The 19,524-nt window shown below is 45.4% G+C and carries 18 protein-coding genes; 3 read left to right on the top strand and 15 right to left on the bottom strand.

Translation table 11 applies throughout. The features are described from left to right. Positions 1-182: 182 nt before the first annotated feature. The 6 genes from KYK27_RS03080 to KYK27_RS03055 all read right to left on the bottom strand — a co-directional run bounded on the left by KYK27_RS03080 (position 183) and on the right by KYK27_RS03055 (position 6,218). On the bottom strand, positions 183-893 hold the full coding sequence (locus KYK27_RS03080) for an RluA family pseudouridine synthase (protein WP_199108580.1): 711 nt from the start codon (positions 891-893) through the stop codon (positions 183-185). A 198-nt stretch (positions 894-1,091) separates the two neighbouring features. Continuing rightward, entirely contained in the window at positions 1,092-2,126 is a 1,035-nt protein-coding gene (locus KYK27_RS03075; protein ID WP_199108579.1) for a sensor histidine kinase, read from the bottom strand. 5 nt (positions 2,127-2,131) lie between these two features. Beyond that, the gene (locus KYK27_RS03070; protein WP_199108578.1) at positions 2,132-2,821 is read right to left on the bottom strand and encodes a response regulator transcription factor; all 690 of its coding nucleotides are present in this window, start codon (positions 2,819-2,821) and stop codon (positions 2,132-2,134) included. A 202-nt stretch (positions 2,822-3,023) separates the two neighbouring features. Next, entirely contained in the window at positions 3,024-3,854 is an 831-nt protein-coding gene (locus KYK27_RS03065) for a DUF3108 domain-containing protein (protein ID WP_233150225.1), read from the bottom strand. A 249-nt stretch (positions 3,855-4,103) separates the two neighbouring features. Next, the gene (gene recA / locus KYK27_RS03060) at positions 4,104-5,153 is read right to left on the bottom strand and encodes a recombinase RecA (protein WP_162427652.1); all 1,050 of its coding nucleotides are present in this window, start codon (positions 5,151-5,153) and stop codon (positions 4,104-4,106) included. Positions 5,154-5,585: 432 nt separating this feature from the next. Next, the gene (locus tag KYK27_RS03055; protein WP_199108577.1) at positions 5,586-6,218 is read right to left on the bottom strand and encodes a GNAT family N-acetyltransferase; all 633 of its coding nucleotides are present in this window, start codon (positions 6,216-6,218) and stop codon (positions 5,586-5,588) included. A 160-nt stretch (positions 6,219-6,378) separates the two neighbouring features. On the opposite strand from KYK27_RS03055, the gene KYK27_RS03050 reads away from it, so the two are divergent. Continuing rightward, positions 6,379-7,242: an SDR family NAD(P)-dependent oxidoreductase gene (locus KYK27_RS03050; protein ID WP_199108576.1), complete on the top strand. Its 864-nt coding sequence runs from the start codon at positions 6,379-6,381 to the stop codon at positions 7,240-7,242. Positions 7,243-7,318: 76 nt separating this feature from the next. On the opposite strand, the gene KYK27_RS03045 is transcribed toward KYK27_RS03050, so the two are convergent. From KYK27_RS03045 to KYK27_RS03005, 9 genes are all read right to left on the bottom strand, one after another. Next, positions 7,319-7,747: a hypothetical protein gene (locus tag KYK27_RS03045; RefSeq protein ID WP_199108575.1), complete on the bottom strand. Its 429-nt coding sequence runs from the start codon at positions 7,745-7,747 to the stop codon at positions 7,319-7,321. A 143-nt stretch (positions 7,748-7,890) separates the two neighbouring features. Beyond that, complete coding sequence (locus tag KYK27_RS03040) at positions 7,891-8,856, bottom strand: AAA family ATPase (protein ID WP_199108574.1); 966 nt, start codon at positions 8,854-8,856, stop codon at positions 7,891-7,893. A gap of 6 nt (positions 8,857-8,862) precedes the next feature. Then, entirely contained in the window at positions 8,863-10,236 is a 1,374-nt protein-coding gene (locus KYK27_RS03035; RefSeq protein ID WP_199108573.1) for a peptidylprolyl isomerase, read from the bottom strand. A gap of 183 nt (positions 10,237-10,419) precedes the next feature. After that, complete coding sequence (locus tag KYK27_RS03030; RefSeq protein ID WP_199108572.1) at positions 10,420-12,732, bottom strand: peptidylprolyl isomerase; 2,313 nt, start codon at positions 12,730-12,732, stop codon at positions 10,420-10,422. Between the two features lie 158 nt (positions 12,733-12,890). Further along, positions 12,891-13,301, bottom strand: a complete 411-nt coding sequence (locus tag KYK27_RS03025) for an ATP-binding protein (protein ID WP_199108571.1) — start codon at positions 13,299-13,301, stop codon at positions 12,891-12,893. Beyond that, complete coding sequence (locus tag KYK27_RS03020; RefSeq protein ID WP_199108570.1) at positions 13,294-13,632, bottom strand: STAS domain-containing protein; 339 nt, start codon at positions 13,630-13,632, stop codon at positions 13,294-13,296. Before KYK27_RS03020 ends, KYK27_RS03025 begins: the two co-directional genes overlap by 8 nt. A 19-nt stretch (positions 13,633-13,651) precedes the next feature. Next, positions 13,652-15,715: a GAF domain-containing SpoIIE family protein phosphatase gene (locus KYK27_RS03015; protein WP_233150224.1), complete on the bottom strand. Its 2,064-nt coding sequence runs from the start codon at positions 15,713-15,715 to the stop codon at positions 13,652-13,654. Between the two features lie 212 nt (positions 15,716-15,927). Then, positions 15,928-17,397: an IMP dehydrogenase gene (gene guaB, locus KYK27_RS03010; RefSeq protein ID WP_199108568.1), complete on the bottom strand. Its 1,470-nt coding sequence runs from the start codon at positions 17,395-17,397 to the stop codon at positions 15,928-15,930. Positions 17,398-17,708: 311 nt separating this feature from the next. Next, positions 17,709-18,026, bottom strand: a complete 318-nt coding sequence (locus tag KYK27_RS03005; protein WP_199108567.1) for a rhodanese-like domain-containing protein — start codon at positions 18,024-18,026, stop codon at positions 17,709-17,711. Positions 18,027-18,134: 108 nt separating this feature from the next. Between KYK27_RS03005 and pnuC the strand changes: the two genes are divergently transcribed. Further along, complete coding sequence (gene pnuC / locus KYK27_RS03000) at positions 18,135-18,839, top strand: nicotinamide riboside transporter PnuC (protein WP_199108566.1); 705 nt, start codon at positions 18,135-18,137, stop codon at positions 18,837-18,839. 151 nt (positions 18,840-18,990) lie between these two features. Beyond that, positions 18,991-19,167 carry a hypothetical protein gene (locus tag KYK27_RS02995; protein WP_199108565.1) on the top strand — a complete coding sequence of 59 codons (177 nt, stop codon included), beginning with the start codon at positions 18,991-18,993 and terminating at the stop codon, positions 19,165-19,167. Positions 19,168-19,524: the final 357 nt, after the last annotated feature.

Below are 19,524 nucleotides of genomic sequence, written 5' to 3'. Positions count from 1 at the left end.
AATAGTTTCTAGGGCTGATGTATATGTGCTTTTTCGGACATTCTTGTCCGAAAGAGAGAAGAAGCAATCCTTTTGATTCATTAAAATCCTGTAAATCCTGATTCATACAAAAAAGCAAAAAGGACAAAAGAGTTATAGTTGCCTCTTTTGTCCTTTGTCTTTAAAATCCTTTGTCAGAAATATTACTGCGCTCTGAGCTGCTTTACTAATACAGCAAAGTCTTTCGGGTATGGAGCTTCTATCTTCACCGGCTCATCGTTCAGCAACCTGAAACCTATAGTATGCGAGTGCAGGGCGAAACGCTTGATCAAGGGTAGTTCCTCTGTCTGCTGTTTCAGGTTATAGCCGCGCTTGAGGCTACTTAGGTACAAATTTTCGCCACCGTACAACGAATCTCCAACTATAGGTGCTTTTAACGAAGCCAGGTGCACGCGTATCTGGTGCAGACGACCAGTTACAGGCAGGCACTCTACCAGTGTATGGCGGTTATAATTCTCTAAAGTAGTAAAATACGTTTCGGCGGGTTTACCCTGAGGTGTAAGCTTGGCAACACCTTTGGCATTAGGCAATATAGCTTTACTTACCAGCTGATCCTCGAACTTAAAAGTACCCCAAACCACAGCATGATACACCTTATAAACCTGGCGGTGCTCAAACTGCATAGACAGATGGCGGTAAGCTTCCGGGTTTTTGGCAAACACCAGACAGCCGGATGTATCCTTATCTAAGCGGTGGCAGGCCTGCAGGTCAGGGTTGTACTGGCGGGCAATTTTGAGCAGGTTGGTGGTGTTGGGTGTTCTGTCCTCTAATGTTGCCAGAAAAGGCGGTTTATTAACTACAATGTAGTCTTCGTTCTCAAATATGATCAGGTCTTTAAAAACCGGGTATTTCATGTGTAATCTACTTTACAGAGCGCAGCTATCGTTTGCCAGGCCATTTATTCTGCAAAGATACTCATAAAATTGTTGAATGGTTGAATTGCTACATGGTGGTGGTTGAATGGGTGCAGTTCAACAGCGCTATAGTTGGCAAAACTTAGAAAAAGGCATCAGACTTTGGCAAAACAACGATCAACCATTAGCAACCAGCAATCACTTAGCCTTGAGCAGCTTGAAACGTAGGGTAGAGCCTTTGCCAACTGTACTGGTAATGGCTATAAAGGAGCGGTGTGCCTCTACGATGTGTTTGGAAATGGCTAGACCCAAGCCGGAGCCTCCTTCTGTGCGGGCGCGGCTTTTATCTATCCGGTAAAAACGCTCGAAGATACGGTTAATGTGTTCTTCCGCTATTCCCTTGCCGTCGTCTTTAACAGTTATGGTATATTTTTTACGCCCTTCTGTAAACGATACCCAGATGTTGCCACCCTCACGGCCATACTTTATGGCGTTATCTATAAGGTTGATAAATACCTGCCTGATGCGGTTAGGGTCAGCGTGCAGGTTAATATGTTCGCCTGGCTGTGCTTCCAGGTGAAGTGTAATTTTACGCTCCGCTGCTTTGCATTCCAGTTGCTCAAATACTTCCTGCACAACCGGTATAATGTCGATATTGCGTTTCTGCATTTTAATTACACCATTCTCCATCTGCGAAATGCTGATCAGGTCCTGCACCAGCGTATCCAATCCGTCTAAACTATTGGCAGCCTTCTGCAGAAACTTATCACGAACATTCTCATCGTCTAAAGCACCATCCAGCAAGGTGTGTATAAAACCCTGCGCTGCAAATATGGGTGTCTTCAGCTCATGCGATACATCGGCCAGAAACTCGCTCCGCATTTTCTGCAATCGTTTCAGCTCATCTATTTCAAGCTGTTTCTTTGCTGCTATCTCGTAGATCTCATTCTTTATTTTCAGCAAAGGGTCGGCGGTAAAAAAAGAACGGCCTTCTGCTTTTTTAGGGTCCTGGCGCCTGATGCGGTCCAGGCTGGAGTATACATTTTTGATCTCGCGGAGTACCAGCGCCTCATATGAGAAATACACCAGCAGAAAACAGCTGATAAAAACCAGCACCAGCGCAACTATAAGCCCTCTTGATGAGAAGTAAGTAGCTAACGCCAAAAAGGCGGTAAGCACCAAAGCCACCGCCAATGAAATAAGCAACGTAAGGGTACGCGAGTTCAGGTTCATGCAGCTTAGTCGGTGTTAAACTTATAGCCAACACCTTTTATAGTTCTGATGTGGTCTTCGCCTACTTTTTCACGCACTTTCCGGATGTGTACATCCACCGTTCGGGCAATTACATACACATCGCTGCCCCAGATGTTGTTGAGCAGTTCTTCGCGGGTAAATACTTTGTTTGGTGTAGAGGCCAGGAAAGCCAGCAGCTCAAATTCTTTTTTAGGCAAAGTTATTTTCTGCTCGCCCTTATATACCGCAAAGCTGGTGCGGTCTATTTTAAGGCCTGCTATATCTATGGTTTGTTCCTGCTCGTCCTGCTGCGCATCGCGACGGGCAATAGCAGCCAGGCGGCTTAAAAGGGCGCGAGGCTTTATGGGCTTGGTAATAAAATCATCAGCGCCGGCATCAAAAGCAGCTACTTCCGAAAATTCTTCGGCGCGGGCTGTCAGGAAAATGATGTGTGTCTGTTTAAAGTCGTTCATTTCGCGCAGTTGCCTGCAGGCCGCTATTCCGTCCATCACAGGCATCATCACATCCATCAGTATCACATCCGGTTTAAAAGCCTGTGCTACTTCTATGGCTCTTTTGCCGTTATCCGCCTGTGCCACTTCGTAGCCTTCGCGGGTAAGGTTGTAGTGCAGCAATTCCACTATATCGGGCTCATCGTCCACGATCAGTATCTTGTATCTAGATGCAGTTTGCACGATTTTGACGCTTTAGGTTACCGTATATTTTGTCTGTAACTATAGTTGCTTGCGAACATAAACTATAGCTGGTATTCTTTTGCTATTGTAAAGGTACTATGTTTCGGGCAAACTGCTCAGTGATAGGTAAATGATAACCTTTTCTTAACATAGCTGCCATTATGTATAACAAAAAAGCCAGCGTTTCGGCTGGCTTTTTTGTTTATTTCTTCGCGACGAGCTTATGTTTCAGGTTCCTGAATTCGTATAGGTCAACCTTTATTGACCCTACAAACATTTCTGCCTGAATCAGTACAGGTATTTTGTTATCATCATCAGAGAGGTAAACTGTAATGGCATTCTCACCTTTAAACAATTCGTTTGCCGGCATTTTAGGTACCAGCTTAATTGCTTTTATCTTACCGGCTTTTGTGCTTACTGTTTCGCGGCCTCTGTAAGTAACTTCCATGTCAAAGTTCTCTTCTTCAAAAAAGCCTTTTATGGTCAGCTTATCGCCTTTGCGCATGCCATCATAGTTCAGCGTTCTTAAATAGTAAAAACCACTTACAATATCCTGCACGTTATCAGATACCTTGTGCGTGCTGGTCTTTTCCGGGTCTTTCTTGCGCTTTACTTTAACAGCAGCTGTATTACTGATGTGGTTAAAATCAACTGTTTCTTTCTTACGGTAACTGCCTTCTTCAATACTGCGGTGAAAACGGTGCGGTACTATAGCTGCCGTATCTATATAAGACTGCCATGTATCCCGTACTTTCATAAAAATATCGAAGGAGCTGCTCGTGCGGCCATATACGGTTGCACGGTAGCTGGGGCGGCCATTTATAGTATGTAGCTGGTCAGATACATCTATAGTTGCTTCGGCTGCTGTAATAGGGCCATAGTGTACTTTATATTTAAGTATCTCGCCAGTCGAAAAGCTTTCGTTACGGATAGTACGCATGCTGTCTTTCATAGAAAAGGCAGAAAGTACGATCACAAGCAGAAGGATGACAGGAGTAAACTTCTTCATATTCTTCATTATAAGGGTCTGCATTACTAGTATGCTTTATTCAACTTTCATACCAACTCTATCCGTTTTACCCGAATTTAAGTTTGCTCAAGCAGTTAGCTCAGATTGTTTTGTTACTTACATTACGTGCACCTACAACCTGTACTATAGTTTTTTATACTGTGTTATGCATTGCAAGTTAATACTTTAACTTATTTTTTTTGATGCAGTTAAAATAAAAAAGGTGCCATTACTATAGCACCTTTTTTATTATTTTAGTTCACTGAATAGTGTTCATTCGCCTCTGTCAGCAGATTTATCTTCTAATACTTCAGCTACTTTTTCAGGTTCGCCCTTTACAATGGCTCTGATCTTTTGTTCGATCTCATCCATTAGTTCAGGATTGTCAAGCAGGATTTGCTTCACGCCATCGCGGCCCTGGCCAAGTTTGTTGCCATCGTAAGAGAACCATGAACCAGACTTCTGTACAATGTTCAGTTCCACACCAAGGTCAAGGATCTCACCTACTTTAGAAATACCCTCACCGTACATGATATCGAATTCAACCACTTTGAACGGAGGTGCTACTTTGTTCTTCACAACTTTCACACGGGTACGGTTACCGGTAATGTTATCGGCAGCCTCTTTAATCTGGCCAATACGACGGATATCCAGACGTACCGAAGCGTAGAATTTAAGGGCGTTACCACCGGTTGTTGTTTCAGGGTTACCGAACATCACACCAATTTTCTCACGAAGCTGGTTGATGAAGATACAGCAGCATCCTGTTTTGTTGATCGTACCTGTCAGCTTACGAAGTGCCTGCGACATCAAACGAGCCTGAAGACCCATTTTGCTGTCACCCATGTCGCCTTCCAGTTCACCTTTCGGTACCAGGGCAGCCACTGAGTCAATTACGATAATATCAATAGCGCCTGAACGGATCAGATGATCAGCGATTTCAAGGGCCTGCTCACCGTTATCCGGCTGAGAGATTAATAAGTTTTCTGTATCAATGCCAAGTTTCTCGGCATATGCTTTATCAAAAGCGTGCTCTGCGTCAATAAATGCTGCCAGGCCACCAGCTTTCTGAGCTTCGGCAATAGCGTGCATAGTAAGCGTGGTTTTACCAGAAGATTCAGGACCGTAGATCTCAATAACACGGCCACGTGGCAAACCGCCAATACCCAAAGCTATGTCCAACCCAAGAGACCCTGTAGAGATAGCAGGAATGTCTTCTACTTTGTTGTCGCTAAGCTTCATTACAGTGCCTTTACCGTAAGTCTTGTCGAGCTTGTCGATGGTTAGCTGCAGGGCTTTAAGTTTTTCGTTGCTTACACTCATGTGTTCTTTCTTATTTAGCTTAATTTGATTGTGAAATTACAACTTTCAGATCCAATATGCAAAAATGTTATCCTATATTTTGCTAATTATTTTAGCTGATTGCTGCTGTCTGTTCTTAACATAACCTGCCGGGCTTTTGTCCCATTATTTATGCTTTTTTCTTCCTGTTTTCAAAAGTTTTTTATGGGTAACTATAGTATAAAGCAACAGGTTGTTCTAAAGGCGATTCTGGCAAAGGTAGTTCTGCAACTTAAACAACTATTTACGATATGCTAATAATATTAGGATTGCAGCCGCAAAGTTTCAGTTAATCTATAGTTACAAAGCTTCTTAGTAGATGGCCCTAACTATAGCCATCAGAAAACACCGGTAACTTACATCTGCTGAATATAGTTTTGATCGCTTTGAGTATAGTTACAGCTCTATAGTTAACTACACCAGTTCTGTTGAGCTTTTGGATTTATGCTGGTTGCGTTGCGCTTCAAAGTCGTCGCGCGTCATTCCAAAATAGGTCAGGTCGTGCAGTTCTTCGGAGTCGGTTCCCTTAAAATCGCTGCGCAGGGTTCCTTCTTCCACAAATCCATTTTCTTTAGCCAACTCACCATAAAATTTATTGCTGGCAGTACACCGGATATAAACCTTATTCAGCTGAAGGGCATCAAATGCAAAGTTGAGTATCGTTTGCAATCCTTCCTGTACCAGTTCTTTGGTTTCGGGCCAGCCAGTAAAGTATAAGCCGATCTCCGCTTTAGGTACTTTATGATCTACATTTTTAAGAGCAATGTCACCGAGGTAAGTATTGTCAGCTTTCGTCCAGACACCGAAGTCAAAGGTTTTACGGTTGTCCCAGTCGGTGCGGAGCTGCTGCATTTGTATACGGGCATCTTCCAGCGCTTTTACCCGAGCTATTCTGCCACTAAATGCCGGGGATAAGATGCTCGTGTTTTCCTTAAGCACACGCATAAAATCATTTTCATCACCTTCCTGGTAGGGTCTCAGGATAAGGTGTGCCGTCTCCAGCCTTTCTTCCAGAGACTCGGGTAAAATATTAAATAATAGACTCATATGAATTGTACTGAGTGTCGGGTTTAAACTGATACTTGTACCTTCTTACGCTTTATAGTTGAAATGGTATCGTATTCACTGCACTATAAATCCTGAACAAGCCGGTACCACGTCCGTTAATGAAGTACATGTTCTATTATCGATCTAAACTTAATAAACTATGGGAGACAGACTAAAAGGTAAAGTTGCTATTGTAACCGGTGGCGGCTCAGGAATCGGCGAAGCCATTTGTAAAAAGTTTGCCCGTGAGGGTGCAAGTGTTGTCGTTGCCGGCTTCCCCGAAGACCCGGTGGAGGCAGTAGTAAAAGAGATTCAGAAGGAGGGAGGAACGGCCCTGCCATTTACTGCTGATATCTCGACGGAAGCCAATGCGAAGCGCTGCGTGGAAACGGCTGTGAGCCAATACGGGAAACTGGACATACTGGTAAACAACGCTGGCGTTTTTCCGGAAGTAAACATGCTGCAGGACTTTTCGGAGGAAGCTTTTGAATACATGCTGAAGAACAACGTGAAAACGGCTTTTGTCATGAGCAAAGCAGCATTACCGGAGCTACACAAAACCAAAGGCAATATTGTTTCGGCGGGCTCGGAGTCGGGTGTGTTAGGGATTGCGCAAAATACGCCATATGGCGGCACCAAAGGATTTATACATGCGTTTATGCGTGGCCTTGCCGTAGAGCAGGCACAGTTTGGCGTGCGTTGCAATATAGTTGGCCCCGGCCCTATAGATACCGCCTGGACCCACGAAAGCACCGGCCCGATGGATAGCAAAATGGTGAAAATGATGAAAGAAGCTACTCCTATGGGCCGCCGAGGTACTCCCGAAGAAGTGGCCAATGTTTACCTGTTCCTGGCATCAGACGAGGCATCGTATGTAACAGGTGCTACCTATATGGTTGATGGCGGGATAACTATAGCCAAAGGTGGCGTAGGCAGCCAGGCTGATTCGGAAATGAAAGAAGAGCCAAAAGGAGAACTTAACCTGGAACACTCCAAAGATGGCCACACCACTATACGGAAGTAAACTATAAACTCCTTAAAACTACAAAGGCCGGCAACTATAAAATTGCCGGCCTTTGTAGTATAAACTATAGTCTCTGTTACTTATTCAGGAACGGGTAGTTGTGGTGTTTCGGGCTGCCCAGGTTTTGCTGTACCATCATTACTTCCAGGGTGTGCGCCGTTTCCTTAAAAAACTCCAGCCTTCTGTAAAGCATTTCTTTTTGCAGAATAACGCCGGTCGCCGTTTTCATATAGGCCTTCTTATCTTCCAGCACGCGGTGCATTACTTCGTTCACCGCTTCCTCGTTCTGCATGTACCATTGCTGGAAATCCTGCAGCCTGGCAGCGCCTGTAGTTGCCGAAGTAAAGTTAAGGCCATAGATGCGCAATATGTTGCTCAGCAGGTCCACTTCCAGCGGAATAGAAACATTGTAGGGCATGGTGCGCACTTCCAGTTTGCTGTTAAGTGCTGCAACTATAGTTGCCAGGTTATCTTTAAAGCGAAAGTATAAAGCAGCCGCCTCCATAGTGTAAAGTCTTAGTAAATATTGAACTGCCGCAAAATTACACGAATTTGGTTAAATGGCTAAATGGAATGGAGGTTAAATTGCTAAATGCCTGAATTGTTAAAATAAGCAAGCAGCAATTTGATCATTAAACCATACAGCAATTAAAGTAACCCAAGGATCAGGCTTTCTTCGGTAATGCCTTCGGCTTCGGCTTTAAAGTTGCGCACAATGCGGTGGCGGAGTATTGGTAAAGCTACAGCCTGCACGTCTTCAATATCAGGGCTGTATTTGCCGTTGAGGATGGCGTTGCACTTGGCGCCAACTATAAGATGCTGCGATGCACGCGGACCTGCTCCCCACTCCAGGTAACTATCTGCAGCTTTAGAAGCCATAGGCGAGCCTGGACGCGTTTTGTGAACCAATTGTACCGCATACTCCACAACATTGTCAACTACCGGCACACGGCGCACCAGCTGCTGAAAAGCAAGGATATCATCTGCATGCAGAATCTTGTTTAGTTGCTGGGTAAAGGCACCTGTCGTATTTTTTACGATCTGTAGTTCCGACTCGTAGCTTGGGTAGCCCAGCGTGATGTTGAACATGAAACGGTCGAGCTGTGCTTCGGGTAGGGGATAAGTACCTTCCTGCTCTATCGGGTTTTGCGTGGCCAGAACAAAGAAGGGTTCCGGTAATCTGTAACGCTTGCCTGCTACGGTTACGGCATGTTCCTGCATGGCTTCCAGCAGGGCTGCCTGCGTTTTAGGCGGCGTACGGTTTATCTCATCAGCGAGCACAATGTTGGCAAAGATAGGGCCGGTAATAAATTTGAAGTTTCTGTCCTTATCCAGCGTCTCGGCACCCACTATATCCGAGGGCATCAGGTCCGGGGTAAACTGTACCCGGTTAAAGGACATATCCAGCGCAGAAGCTATCGTTTGGATAAGGAGCGTTTTGGCAAGGCCTGGTACGCCGACCAGCAAACAGTGCCCCTGACAAAAAACCGCCGTCAGTACTAATCTTACCACTTCGTCCTGTCCTACTATAACCTTCGAAATCTCGTTTGTTAGTTCGCGGTAGGAGTGGTGTAGCGCGTCGGCTGCTTCTTTGTCAGAGGAATACTGTGCCATATAGTTTTATTGCGTGACTTGTAGTGCTTTACAATCCTGGTACTCTGGGTCGATATCGATAAATACCGTGTCGATGTTCTTCCTGAACCACTCATCTACGGCTTTGCTCTTTTTATCGTTGAGTGCGGCTGCGGCTATTTTCGGATAGTCGTCTTCCAGGTTTGCCTGGTGTGGCGTCGACTTGCCCTTCAGCATGATGATACGCACGGCTTCTTTGCCATCTGCAGTAGTAAATGGTAGTGGTTTAGAGATCTCGTCCACCTGCATGGTATCTATCACGAAGAAAATGCTTGGGTCTACCTGGTCCATCGGGATGTAAGTAGTACCTGCGCGGCTGGCCATCATACCACCGTTATCTTTGGTAGCGAAATCATCTGAAAAGTCTTTGGCAGCTTTGGCAAACGTAATGCTGTCGTTCACAATTAATGAACGAATACTATCCAGTTCAGCAATAGCTTCCTGGATGTTTACCGTAGCGGTGGCAGGCTTAATAAGGATATGGCGCGTGTTGAATTCCTGTCCTTTACGCTCGATCAGCTGAATCAAGTGGAAACCGAACTGCGACTCAACTATACCTGAGATGCCACCCGGCTCCAGGCGAAGCGCAGCAGCTTCGTATTCCGGTACCAGTTCTTTTTTCTTGAAAAAGCCCAGTTCGCCACCAGCTGCAGCCGATCCCGGGTCCTGTGAATATTGCTTGGCCAGTGTAGCAAAATCTTCGCCGGCCATAATGCGCTTGCGTAGTTCTTCCAGTTGCTGACGTGCTTCCTGTTTCTGCTGCTTGCTTACTTCCGCGTACTTCACAATCTGGCCGATCTCTACTTCACTTGAGAAGTAAGGTAGGCTGTCTTGTGGAATGCGGTTATAGTATGCTGCCACCTCTTTTGGCGTAACGCGAACCTTACCGGCAATTGTTTCCTGCATTTTCTGCATTACCAGTTGGTCCTGTATTGTTTTGCGTAGTTCTTCTTTTAGCTGGCGGATGCTCTTGTTATAATATTGCTCCAGACGCTCTACGCCACCTACCTGGGAAGACAGGTAATCAATTCTGCGGTTAAGCTCGCCGGTTACCTGGCTTTCTTCTACTGTTACGGAGTCAATGGCGGCACGGGCCAGCAATAGTTTATCCTGAACCAGCGACTTGAATATTTCGCACTTCAGTTCCTCGTTCGGCTGTAGTTTAGCCTGTGCCAGGTACTGCAGGTAGCTGAACTCCAGTTCCGATTTTAGCACGATCTGATTATCTATTTTGGCAATAATACCATCTACATGGCGCTGAACAGGAGCCTGCGCCGTAGCCTGGAAAGCCGACATCATACAAACGATAATGGCTGCTACCACACAAAATACTCGGGGTGTTGTTATAGGTTGGTTATGCATAATGGTGTTTTGCGCTTTTGTTGCTGCGGCGCTATACTTGCTTTATGGTGACCGGAACATGAAAGCCCGGGTATCTTTACTCTGCTGAAACCTTTAGTCAGGATTTGCAACCTGCAATCTCTAAAGATTTTTTTAGCAAAAAAAGCTCCACTATAAAAGTGCAGCTTTTTTTGCAGATGCTTTTTACTTTATCAGCTTTTCTACTTCCGATTTGTTAACATTAACCGGATACTTCTCACGCAGCTGTTTCACCCATTGCTCTTCCAGGTAATTCTGGTAATCAGAGATGGCTGCGCCCCGTACTTCGTTCAGTTGTTTGTAACCTGGCTGCAATACCTGGTTTATGATCACGAGGTATTCGCGGCCATTTAGTTGCGTAGTATATGTTCCATGCTCCCACTTCACAGCATCCACGGCTTTGTTTTCACCCTTCTGGAATTTCTTTTCTGATATCTGTACAGCCAGCGGATTTCCGGCATTCAGGTTATCGGCAAGAGCACCCAGGTCAGATGAATACAAAGTGAATGACACTCTGCGGTTGCGGCGGCGACCAGTTTCTGTATTATCAGGTCCGGCCTGCTTGGTTTTGCCTAAGCTTTTTGTAGTTAGCTGTGCAGTCGGTACACCTTCCTGCTGCAAATATGCAGTAACTGCCTGTGCGCGTTTCTGTGCAAGGTCTTTTGCAGCTGCATCCTCGCGGGAGTCTGTGTGGCCGTTTATATCCAGGCTGGTGTTTGGCATCTCTGTCAGCAGTTCTGCCAGTTCGTTCAGTTGGGCAATACCTTCTTTGGTTAGAGTTGCTTTGCCATTTTCAAACAGTACATCCGGAATTTTAGCATTTTTAACCGCATAACGGCGTTTGTCTAACTGTTGCTGCGCAGCTTTAAGCAGATCTTTATTGGCTGCGCTTACAACTATAGCATCCACACGTTCGCCCCACTTATAGTTCTCCTTGTTGGCTTCAAAGTAAGCTTTCAATCCAACAGAATCCTCCACGGCTTTCGACCATACTTTCTCATCCATCATCTGGAACAACAGAATGCCGTCGTGGTATTCGCGAACCAGCATGCGGTAATCGGTGTGCTTATTTTCCAGGTTGGCACGCTCATAGTCCAGCAGGCTTTTGTTCACGAAGTTGTCGTAAAGCAGCGTCATGGCGTATTCGGCGGTGCCGCTGGTGCGTGGGCGCTGGTTCTCTTCTACATAACTATAAAAATCAGCTACAGTATAAGGCTTGCCCTGAATGGTGAACAAGGTTGCTTTAAGCGTTTTGTCTTTCTCATTCTGCTCAAATTTCCAGGTGCCTTTCAGCAGGGCATCGTTCGCTTTGCTGAAAGCGGCAGTTTTAGTCTCGGCAACTTCGGTAAAGTTATTTTCCTGGCGAATACGCTTCAGGAACACAGCTTTATTCAGTTCTGAGCGGGAGTCTTTTGCTACTTTATTGCGCAGGCTCTGCTCCATATCCTCATAAGGAGGCAGACCGCGTTTTTCGATCAGTTTTATAATGTGCCAGCCATAGGGGGTAAGCGTAGGTTTAGCAATCTCACCTTCTTTCTGTAATGCAAAAGCTGCTTCTTCAAAAGTCGGGATCATGCGGCCGGTGCCAAACCATGGCAGTTCGCCACCGTTGTCTGCTGTGTTATCGTCCTCAGAGAATTCTGCCGTCAGTTTATCCCAGTTTTCGTTACGCTGTACGCGCTTGTAAATTGCGTCTATGCGTTGTTTGGCTGCCAGCGAGTCGGCTTTTGGCATGCCTGGTGTGGCACGTACCATTATGTGAGCTACTTTAACTTCGCCGCGGGCAGCACGCTTATCGTTTACTTTTATCAGGTGGTAACCAAAGCGGGTACGTACCGGCATCGAGAGTTGGCCTGGCTCAGTTTTATAAGCAGCATTCTCGAAGGGGTACACCATCTGCATGGATGTAAAGTAACCCAGGTTGCCACCGTTCTCAGCAGCCGATGGGTCTTGTGAGTTCTCTTTTGCCAGTTTTGCAAAATCTTCGCCAGCCTGTGCACGCTTGCGCAATTCCATAACGCGGTTGTACGCCGCCAGTGTATCCTGTGGCGCTGCATCCGGGTCTAAGGTTATGAGTATATGCGATGCGTTTATTTCCTGCTTCGAGCGCTCGTAAGCTTCGCGTACCAGTTTGTCGGTTACGCTGTTCTCGGTCAGGTAAGGCAAAGCCAGTTGTTCTTTGTAACCTTCCAGCTCACGGTTAAAAGCAGTGGTAGTATCCAGACCGCGGCTTTCAGCTTCCAGTACCTTCAGCTTAAAGTTGGTGTACAGGTTCAGGTAGTCTTCAACGCTTTTTTCAGAGTAAGCATCTTCGTTGCCTCCGTTGTTTTTCTCATACACGTATTTAAACTCGGAAGTGGAAAGCGGTTGAGAGCCAAGCGTAACGATAGCCGGCTCTTTGCTGTTGTTCTTATTGGATGCGGTACATCCGGCCAGAGCTAAAGCGGCTACCGCAACAAGTAGGTGATTGCTGCGCATAAGTTGATTAAACAAGACTTGTTTCGCTGATTAGTATCAGAATATGCAATTTTAGTTATTTTTTCTGACAGATAAGCCAAAAAACATGACTATAATCCTATTGCATGGGTTTTCGTTCCGGATAACGGACAAAGAACGGTAAAAGTGTGTGTTCGGTCTTATTTTATCTTTTTATACAGGAGGCAGGAGTTGGCGTCGCCCTTGGTTGTAAACTCTACTTTATCCATAATCCGCCGCACCAGCGCAATACCTACGCCGCCTTTCTTCCCGACCCGGACGTGCTCCAGAATGTCGGGTTCTTTGTAATCATGCGTTGAAAAGGCAACTCCGTTATCCGTAATCTCAAACTGAACCGCATCTTTTGGTTCGGTAATAGTAAGGTAAATGTATTTTGATGGGTCTTCGTTATTGGCGTGGATGATGAGGTTGGCGCATATCTCATCCACGGCCAATACGATCTGATTCATCAGTACATCTGAGAGCGCAAGGCCCTGCAGATATTTCGTGACGAAATCCCGTATTAGCTTAAGGTTCTTTTTTGTACAGCTTACCCGGATGGAGTTATTCATCAGCTATGGTAATGGCTTCCTCGTAGTTTGTTACGATGGTCATGAGGAGGTCAAGGCCGAGTATCTCGAATACGTTGCGCACTTTATCCTGCATGTTAAAGAAAATGAGCTTAATCTGCGCATCCTCAAAGCGCTGCAGGTGCGAAATAAATACCCCAAGACCAGCAGAAGAAATATAGTTAAGATTTCGGCAGTCTACAAGTATTTTGCTGTACTTCATTATTTCCGGGTCCGACAATTCCTCGTCCAATATTACAGATGAGCTTGCGTCGAGTTCGCCATCAAGGGTCATGATGACGGTAGATTCTTTAATGTCTTGTGTTATTTTCATCGGCTACTTTACGTTATTATTATGCCTTGGGTTGAACAGGTTTAAACTTAATCACCAGCAACGTTTGATCGTCATATAGGTTGTCCGGACCCGTAAAATCTTCCAGGTCGTTGATGATGGCGCACTTGATATCTTCGGCCTCCAGGTGGTATGTCTGCGTGAGCATATACTTCAGCCTATCTTCGCCGTATTCGTCGTTCTCCGCATTACGGGCCTCCACTATGCCGTCGGTGTAAATTACCATTACATCGCCGGGGTTATAGTCGTAATACATCTCCCGCACGTGGTTGTTATAGCTTTTGTCGCGCACTATACCCAGGCCAAGGCCATCTGTCTGGAAGTAGAAAACATCTTCCATCATGGCATTATAGTAGAGCGTGTGGCAATGGCCGGCGCGCGCAAACATAAAGCCCTGCATGCGGTAATCAATAATGTATAGCGAGGATGTAATGAAAGAGGTTTTCTCAAGACAGCGGCTCAGGGCACTGTTTGCCTGTTTCATAAACTCGCTTGGCGGCATATCCTGCTGCATCAAGCCATGAAAGATACCTTTCATCTGGGCCATATGGAAAGCGGCCGAAATACCTTTTCCCGATACATCGCCTATGATAATGGCAATCCGGGATTCGCTTAGCTGCAGGAAATCATAAAAGTCGCCACCTACTTCTTTGGCAGCTACGGCATGTGTGGCAATCTCAAACCAGCTATCGGTAGGGAAGGTCTTTGGTATTAAACTTTCCTGTACCTGCGTAGCAATCTTCAGCTCTTCCTTATAACGCTCGTTCTGTAACGATTCGGCTACAAGGCGCAGGTTTTCTATAGTTAGTATCGTTTGGCTGGTAAAAGTACGCAGCACGTTTACCGTTTCCCGGTCAAAACCTTGCTCTATGTCGCGGAGCAGGTATAAGGTGCCAAATACATGCTTTTTAGATTTTATAGGCAGGATGATCAGCGATTTCCAGGGCAGGGCAAGGTCACGGAAACCGGTGTTACGATCCAGGTTATTGTTAATGTAATCGATGTTCTGGATGTTGTAGGCCAGCAGCAGATGGCGGATGCGCTCTATCTGTTCGTTGTTAATGTTAAGCAGGTGCGATACATGTGTATTGTTGCCACGCACCATTTCAAACCAGGCAGCCGTAGCATCTGAAGCTTTTATAGTACTCTCGAAAAGTGTGTTGTACACCTGCGACTCGTTCTGGCCCTGCTGTATAGACTGGCTTAGTCTCTGGAAATTTAACAGGTCTTCGCTTTTCTGCTCAAACACACTGGAGGTAGGCAAACTGAACAATGAAACCAGGAAGGCTGCCAATGTATAACAACCCACAAACATCATGGCCAGCATCAGGAAACCAACATCAGAGTAATCTATAACCAGCTCCTGGCTATCTGAAAACTCCTGAAAGAACTTTGTGAAAATGTAACAGCTGACCAGTATAGCGCCCAGCAGCACTAGCGACCTGCTCTTTTTATTGAATGAGAGGTAGGCTACCCACTTAAGGTTTGTACACAGGAACAAGATATAGCACCCGAACAACCCGAACAGCGGCAGGAAAATATAGTTGGTATAGTTGAAATTGAGCAGCGTAAGAATGAGCGTACTGAACAGCAACAGCTCAAACCACTCCCAGGCAACCTGCAGAAACTTATTTTTATGATACAGCAGCAATTGTCGCCAGATATAAAAAGACTTGGCTAAAAAGTAGACCAGCAACCCGAAGTTTACCTGATACACAATGTGCAGCAGTAACGGCGATTGCAGCCGGGCATACCCCGTAGAAAGTTTATAGGCAAAATATAAGGCGATGCTCAGGTAAGCCGCAATGGCAGCTTTGGAGAACAGGTTCCAGAGATAGCTGCTGAAATCAATTCCTTTTAAGTTATTGGCACTTAAGCGCTGAAAAAGGAAAACAGCAAGGATAAAAACAATGATCAGCAGGTTGTTTATGTAGGGGAGGGCCAGTTTAATGGCACCCGGCTGACGCACGCTCTCTGCCATCAGCAGAACATTACCTAACAGTAGTACCCAGCTAATTATAGCAGCAGTAACCAACAGAGATTTTACGTTAGTCTTGTATAGCATAAAACGGAAAACCGTGCTTAGTTTAGGCAGCAACTGTTTTTGGGTGTTTGTCGTGTTTTGTTTAATGAAAGGTAAGAAAAATTTTCGCTCGTTAAACAAGGTGCTTTATCGCGGTTAGAAAAACAACCTGCATAACGTATAAAATATATAGTTGGTTGGCTTTATTTCGGATCTGATAAAACCAACCAACTATAAATGTAAGCATTTAAATTTTAACGGCTATAGTTTGGTGCCTCACTCGTGATCTGTACATCGTGCGGATGGCTCTCGCGAAGGCCGGCTCCGGTTATTTTAACCATACGCGCTTTCTGCAGATCAGCTATAGTTGGTGTACCGCAATACCCCATACCTGCCCTGATGCCGCCAACCAACTGGTAAATTACTTCACCAACCAGGCCTGTATAAGGTACCCGGCCAACGATACCTTCCGGCACCAGTTTGCGCGAATCTTTTTCGTTGCCCTGGAAATAGCGGTCTTTCGATCCTTCTTCCATGGCCTCTACAGAACCCATACCACGGTAAGATTTAAACTTACGTCCCTCGTAGATGATCATTTCGCCGGGAGCTTCTTCGGTCCCGGCCAGCAATGAACCTATCATTACGGTACTGGCACCGCCACCCAATGCTTTAACTATGTCTCCGGAGAACTTAATACCACCATCAGCAACAACTGGTACGCCTGTTCCTTCGAGGCCCCTGGCGGCTTCCATAACGGCTGTTAACTGCGGCACACCTATACCTGCAATTATACGGGTAGTACAGATACTGCCTGGTCCAACACCTACTTTTACAGCATCAGCGCCGGCATCAGCCAATGCTCTGGCACCTTCAGCAGTGGCAACGTTGCCCGCAATCAGGTCCACATTCGGGAAAAGGTCTTTTATTCTTCTGACAGCATCCAATACACCTTTTGAGTGTCCGTGGGCAGTATCAACACTTATCACGTCAACTCCGGCTTCTACCAGTGCCTGAACGCGGTCCATTACATCAGGAGTAACACCAACGGCAGCACCAACACGCAAACGACCAAACTCGTCTTTGCAGGCATTGGGCCTGTCTTTCTTCTTCAGGATATCTTTATAAGTGATCAGCCCTACCAGTTTACCTTCTTCATCTACTACAGGCAGTTTCTCGATCTTGTATTGCTGCAGAATGTCTTCCGCTTTAGCCAGATCGGTACCACGTTCCGCAGTTATCAGGTTTTTAGTGGTCATGATAGAGGTAACAGGCTGCGTCAGGTCTTTCTCGAAACGCAGGTCTCGGTTGGTAATAATACCTGTCAGTTTACCGGAAGCATTAACTACAGGAATGCCGCCAATTTTATGCTCTGTCATGATCTGCACGGCATCGCCTAGCGTGGCGGTTTCTTCCAGTGTGATCGGGTCGAGTATCATGCCGCTTTCAGAACGCTTTACTTTACGCACCTGCGCCGCCTGCTTTTTGATCGACATGTTTTTGTGAATGATGCCAATACCACCTTCCTGCGCCATGGCAATAGCCAGGTCAGCTTCGGTAACGGTGTCCATGGCAGCTGAAATAAGCGGCACGTTTATCCGGATATTCCGTGTAAGCCAGGAAGAAGTATCAGTGTTATTTGGTAGCACCTCGGAGTAGGCCGGGAGCAGAAGCACGTCGTCGTAGGTTAGCGCTTCAAAGGCAATCTTGTTCTGATCAGAGAGCATGGCAAATAAATTAGGGGTCCTTATTTGCCGCGTAAAATTACGAAAAACTTCCCGGAATAACTTACAAGTTTTTTGTAATTATTTTTTTGGTTATCATTTAGAGCGTATGAAAACTATAAATAGGAGTACCTGAATTATAAGATTTATAAGAGAGATGCCCCCTGGAGATAGCACTTGTTAAGAAGACTGAAAGACAATACAAACCTGGCCTGTTTGTACAATCTTTCAGCCCAGGCGTTTAGGACATGTTATAGCGCATCAACTATAATTCAGCGCATAAGAAGCCAAGTTTATAAGTAACTATAGTTGGGTTAGTATACAGCCATTTCCGGATCCACCTGTATTGCCCAGGCATGGATGCCACCTTTCAGGTTAAGCAGGTTATCGTAGCCAAAGCGCTGACTCAGGAAATTTATAGCCTGGGCGCTACGGAAACCATGGTGGCAAATAACAACAACCGGTATATCCCGGCGAATGCGCTCGGTTTGTTTGGGGAGTTCGCCCAGGGGTATAAGATCGCCACCCAGGTTGCAAATCTCGAACTCAACAGGCTCTCTTACATCCAGTAACTGCAGTTTATGCCCATGGGCCAGACGCTGTTTTAACTCCGTGGCAGTGATCTCTTCCATAAGTAAAGTAAATTTATAGTTGTAGCGCTGTGTTGGCTATTAGGTTTCGATTTGCAAACTTAGCAACCAATTATAACTATAGGCCTGTCGCGCCTTTAAATTCTGCTCATGATTATTCTAAATGATATACTTGCTGTGCCTTCCATCTTTTCTATGACCGCTGTAGTTGACCTTGCCCAGGTTTGGGAGCAATTTGTGAGTGGCATGATTCAGACGTCGCTTTTAGAATATGTAGCTGTAATAGCGGGTATAGTTAGCGTATGGTACTCTCGTAAAGAGGATATCCTGGTTTACCCTATCGGCCTTGTCAGTACAATTATTTACGTGTACCTCAGCTTTAAATACCACCTGATAGGGGAAGCAAGTGTTAACATTTATTACTCTGTACTGAGCATTTATGGTTGGTACCTTTGGGCCAAACGCAATAACCAGCAGGAGCATGTACTGCATATTACCTTCTCTACTCCTAAAATGTGGGCCTGGCAGCTTACGTTTTTTGCTGTGCTGTACTGTGTTATTTACTTTAGCCTGGTTTACCTGAAAGGGGCTTTTTACCCGGGAGTAATACCTTGGGGCGATGCTTTTGCCAGCGCTACCGCCTACACAGGCATGTGGCTGATGGCGCGCAAAAAAGTAGAAAGCTGGTACTGGTGGATCGGCACCAACGTTGCCTCCATTCCATTATACTTTGTTAAAGGACTGGTATTTACCTCTGTGTTTTACTTTATACTTCTGATAATGGCATTCTGGGGTCTGGTAGAATGGCAGCGAAGAGCCAGGGCAGCCAAACAGCAAACTATAGTTGCCATGTAGCCCGGTCGCTGTTTTAGTTGTTTCTGTTACGTTTTATACTGTTTTATTGCTATCCGGGGAGTATTGGGTTACGTACACGAAGGTAACTGGCTGTTTTGTAAATGTAAGCCCGGTTTAGGAAGTAATGTTTAACCACTTAGAGTGCCTTAACATGAAACAACGAAAACTAGAATTACCGGAAGAACTAAAGTATGAAAACAGGCTGAAATGGGGATACGAGTCTCCGGACGAGAGTCCTAAACACGTGTACTACAGGCAATATGGTGATAAAAAACCAAGGCAGTTAGAAGTATACAACTTCTACGGTTATAGCTTTTCAGAATGTTGAATTTAGTTTTGCAACACCCAACTTTATTTTGATTTAAGTAAAGTATAGTACTTCACTATACTCGATTGATTTTAATCGCTTATCAACATAGTTTAAAAGAGCAGCTGTTAATTAGTTAACAGCTGCTCTTTTTTGTAGCTACTTATAGTACTAGTGCTATGCTCTGCCCCGAAATCTGCCAAAAAAATAAAGGTGCATTAGACCAGAGCGGAATAACCCGGTTCCACTGCTAATATGGCCCTAAGTAGCCTTGCCATGAGTAACATTAAGTCGCTCAGCTATACTACCAATTATAGTTCTCAATTCTTCAAAACCATATAGCTGTACGCCTATATTCCCTGTACTAAGTTTTTAGTG

The organism is Pontibacter populi (assembly GCF_019336435.1).
Lineage (GTDB): Bacteria > Bacteroidota > Bacteroidia > Cytophagales > Hymenobacteraceae > Pontibacter > Pontibacter humidus.
The sequence above is the reverse complement of the archived record's forward strand: the minus strand, read 5'-3'. Positions and strand labels throughout refer to the sequence as shown.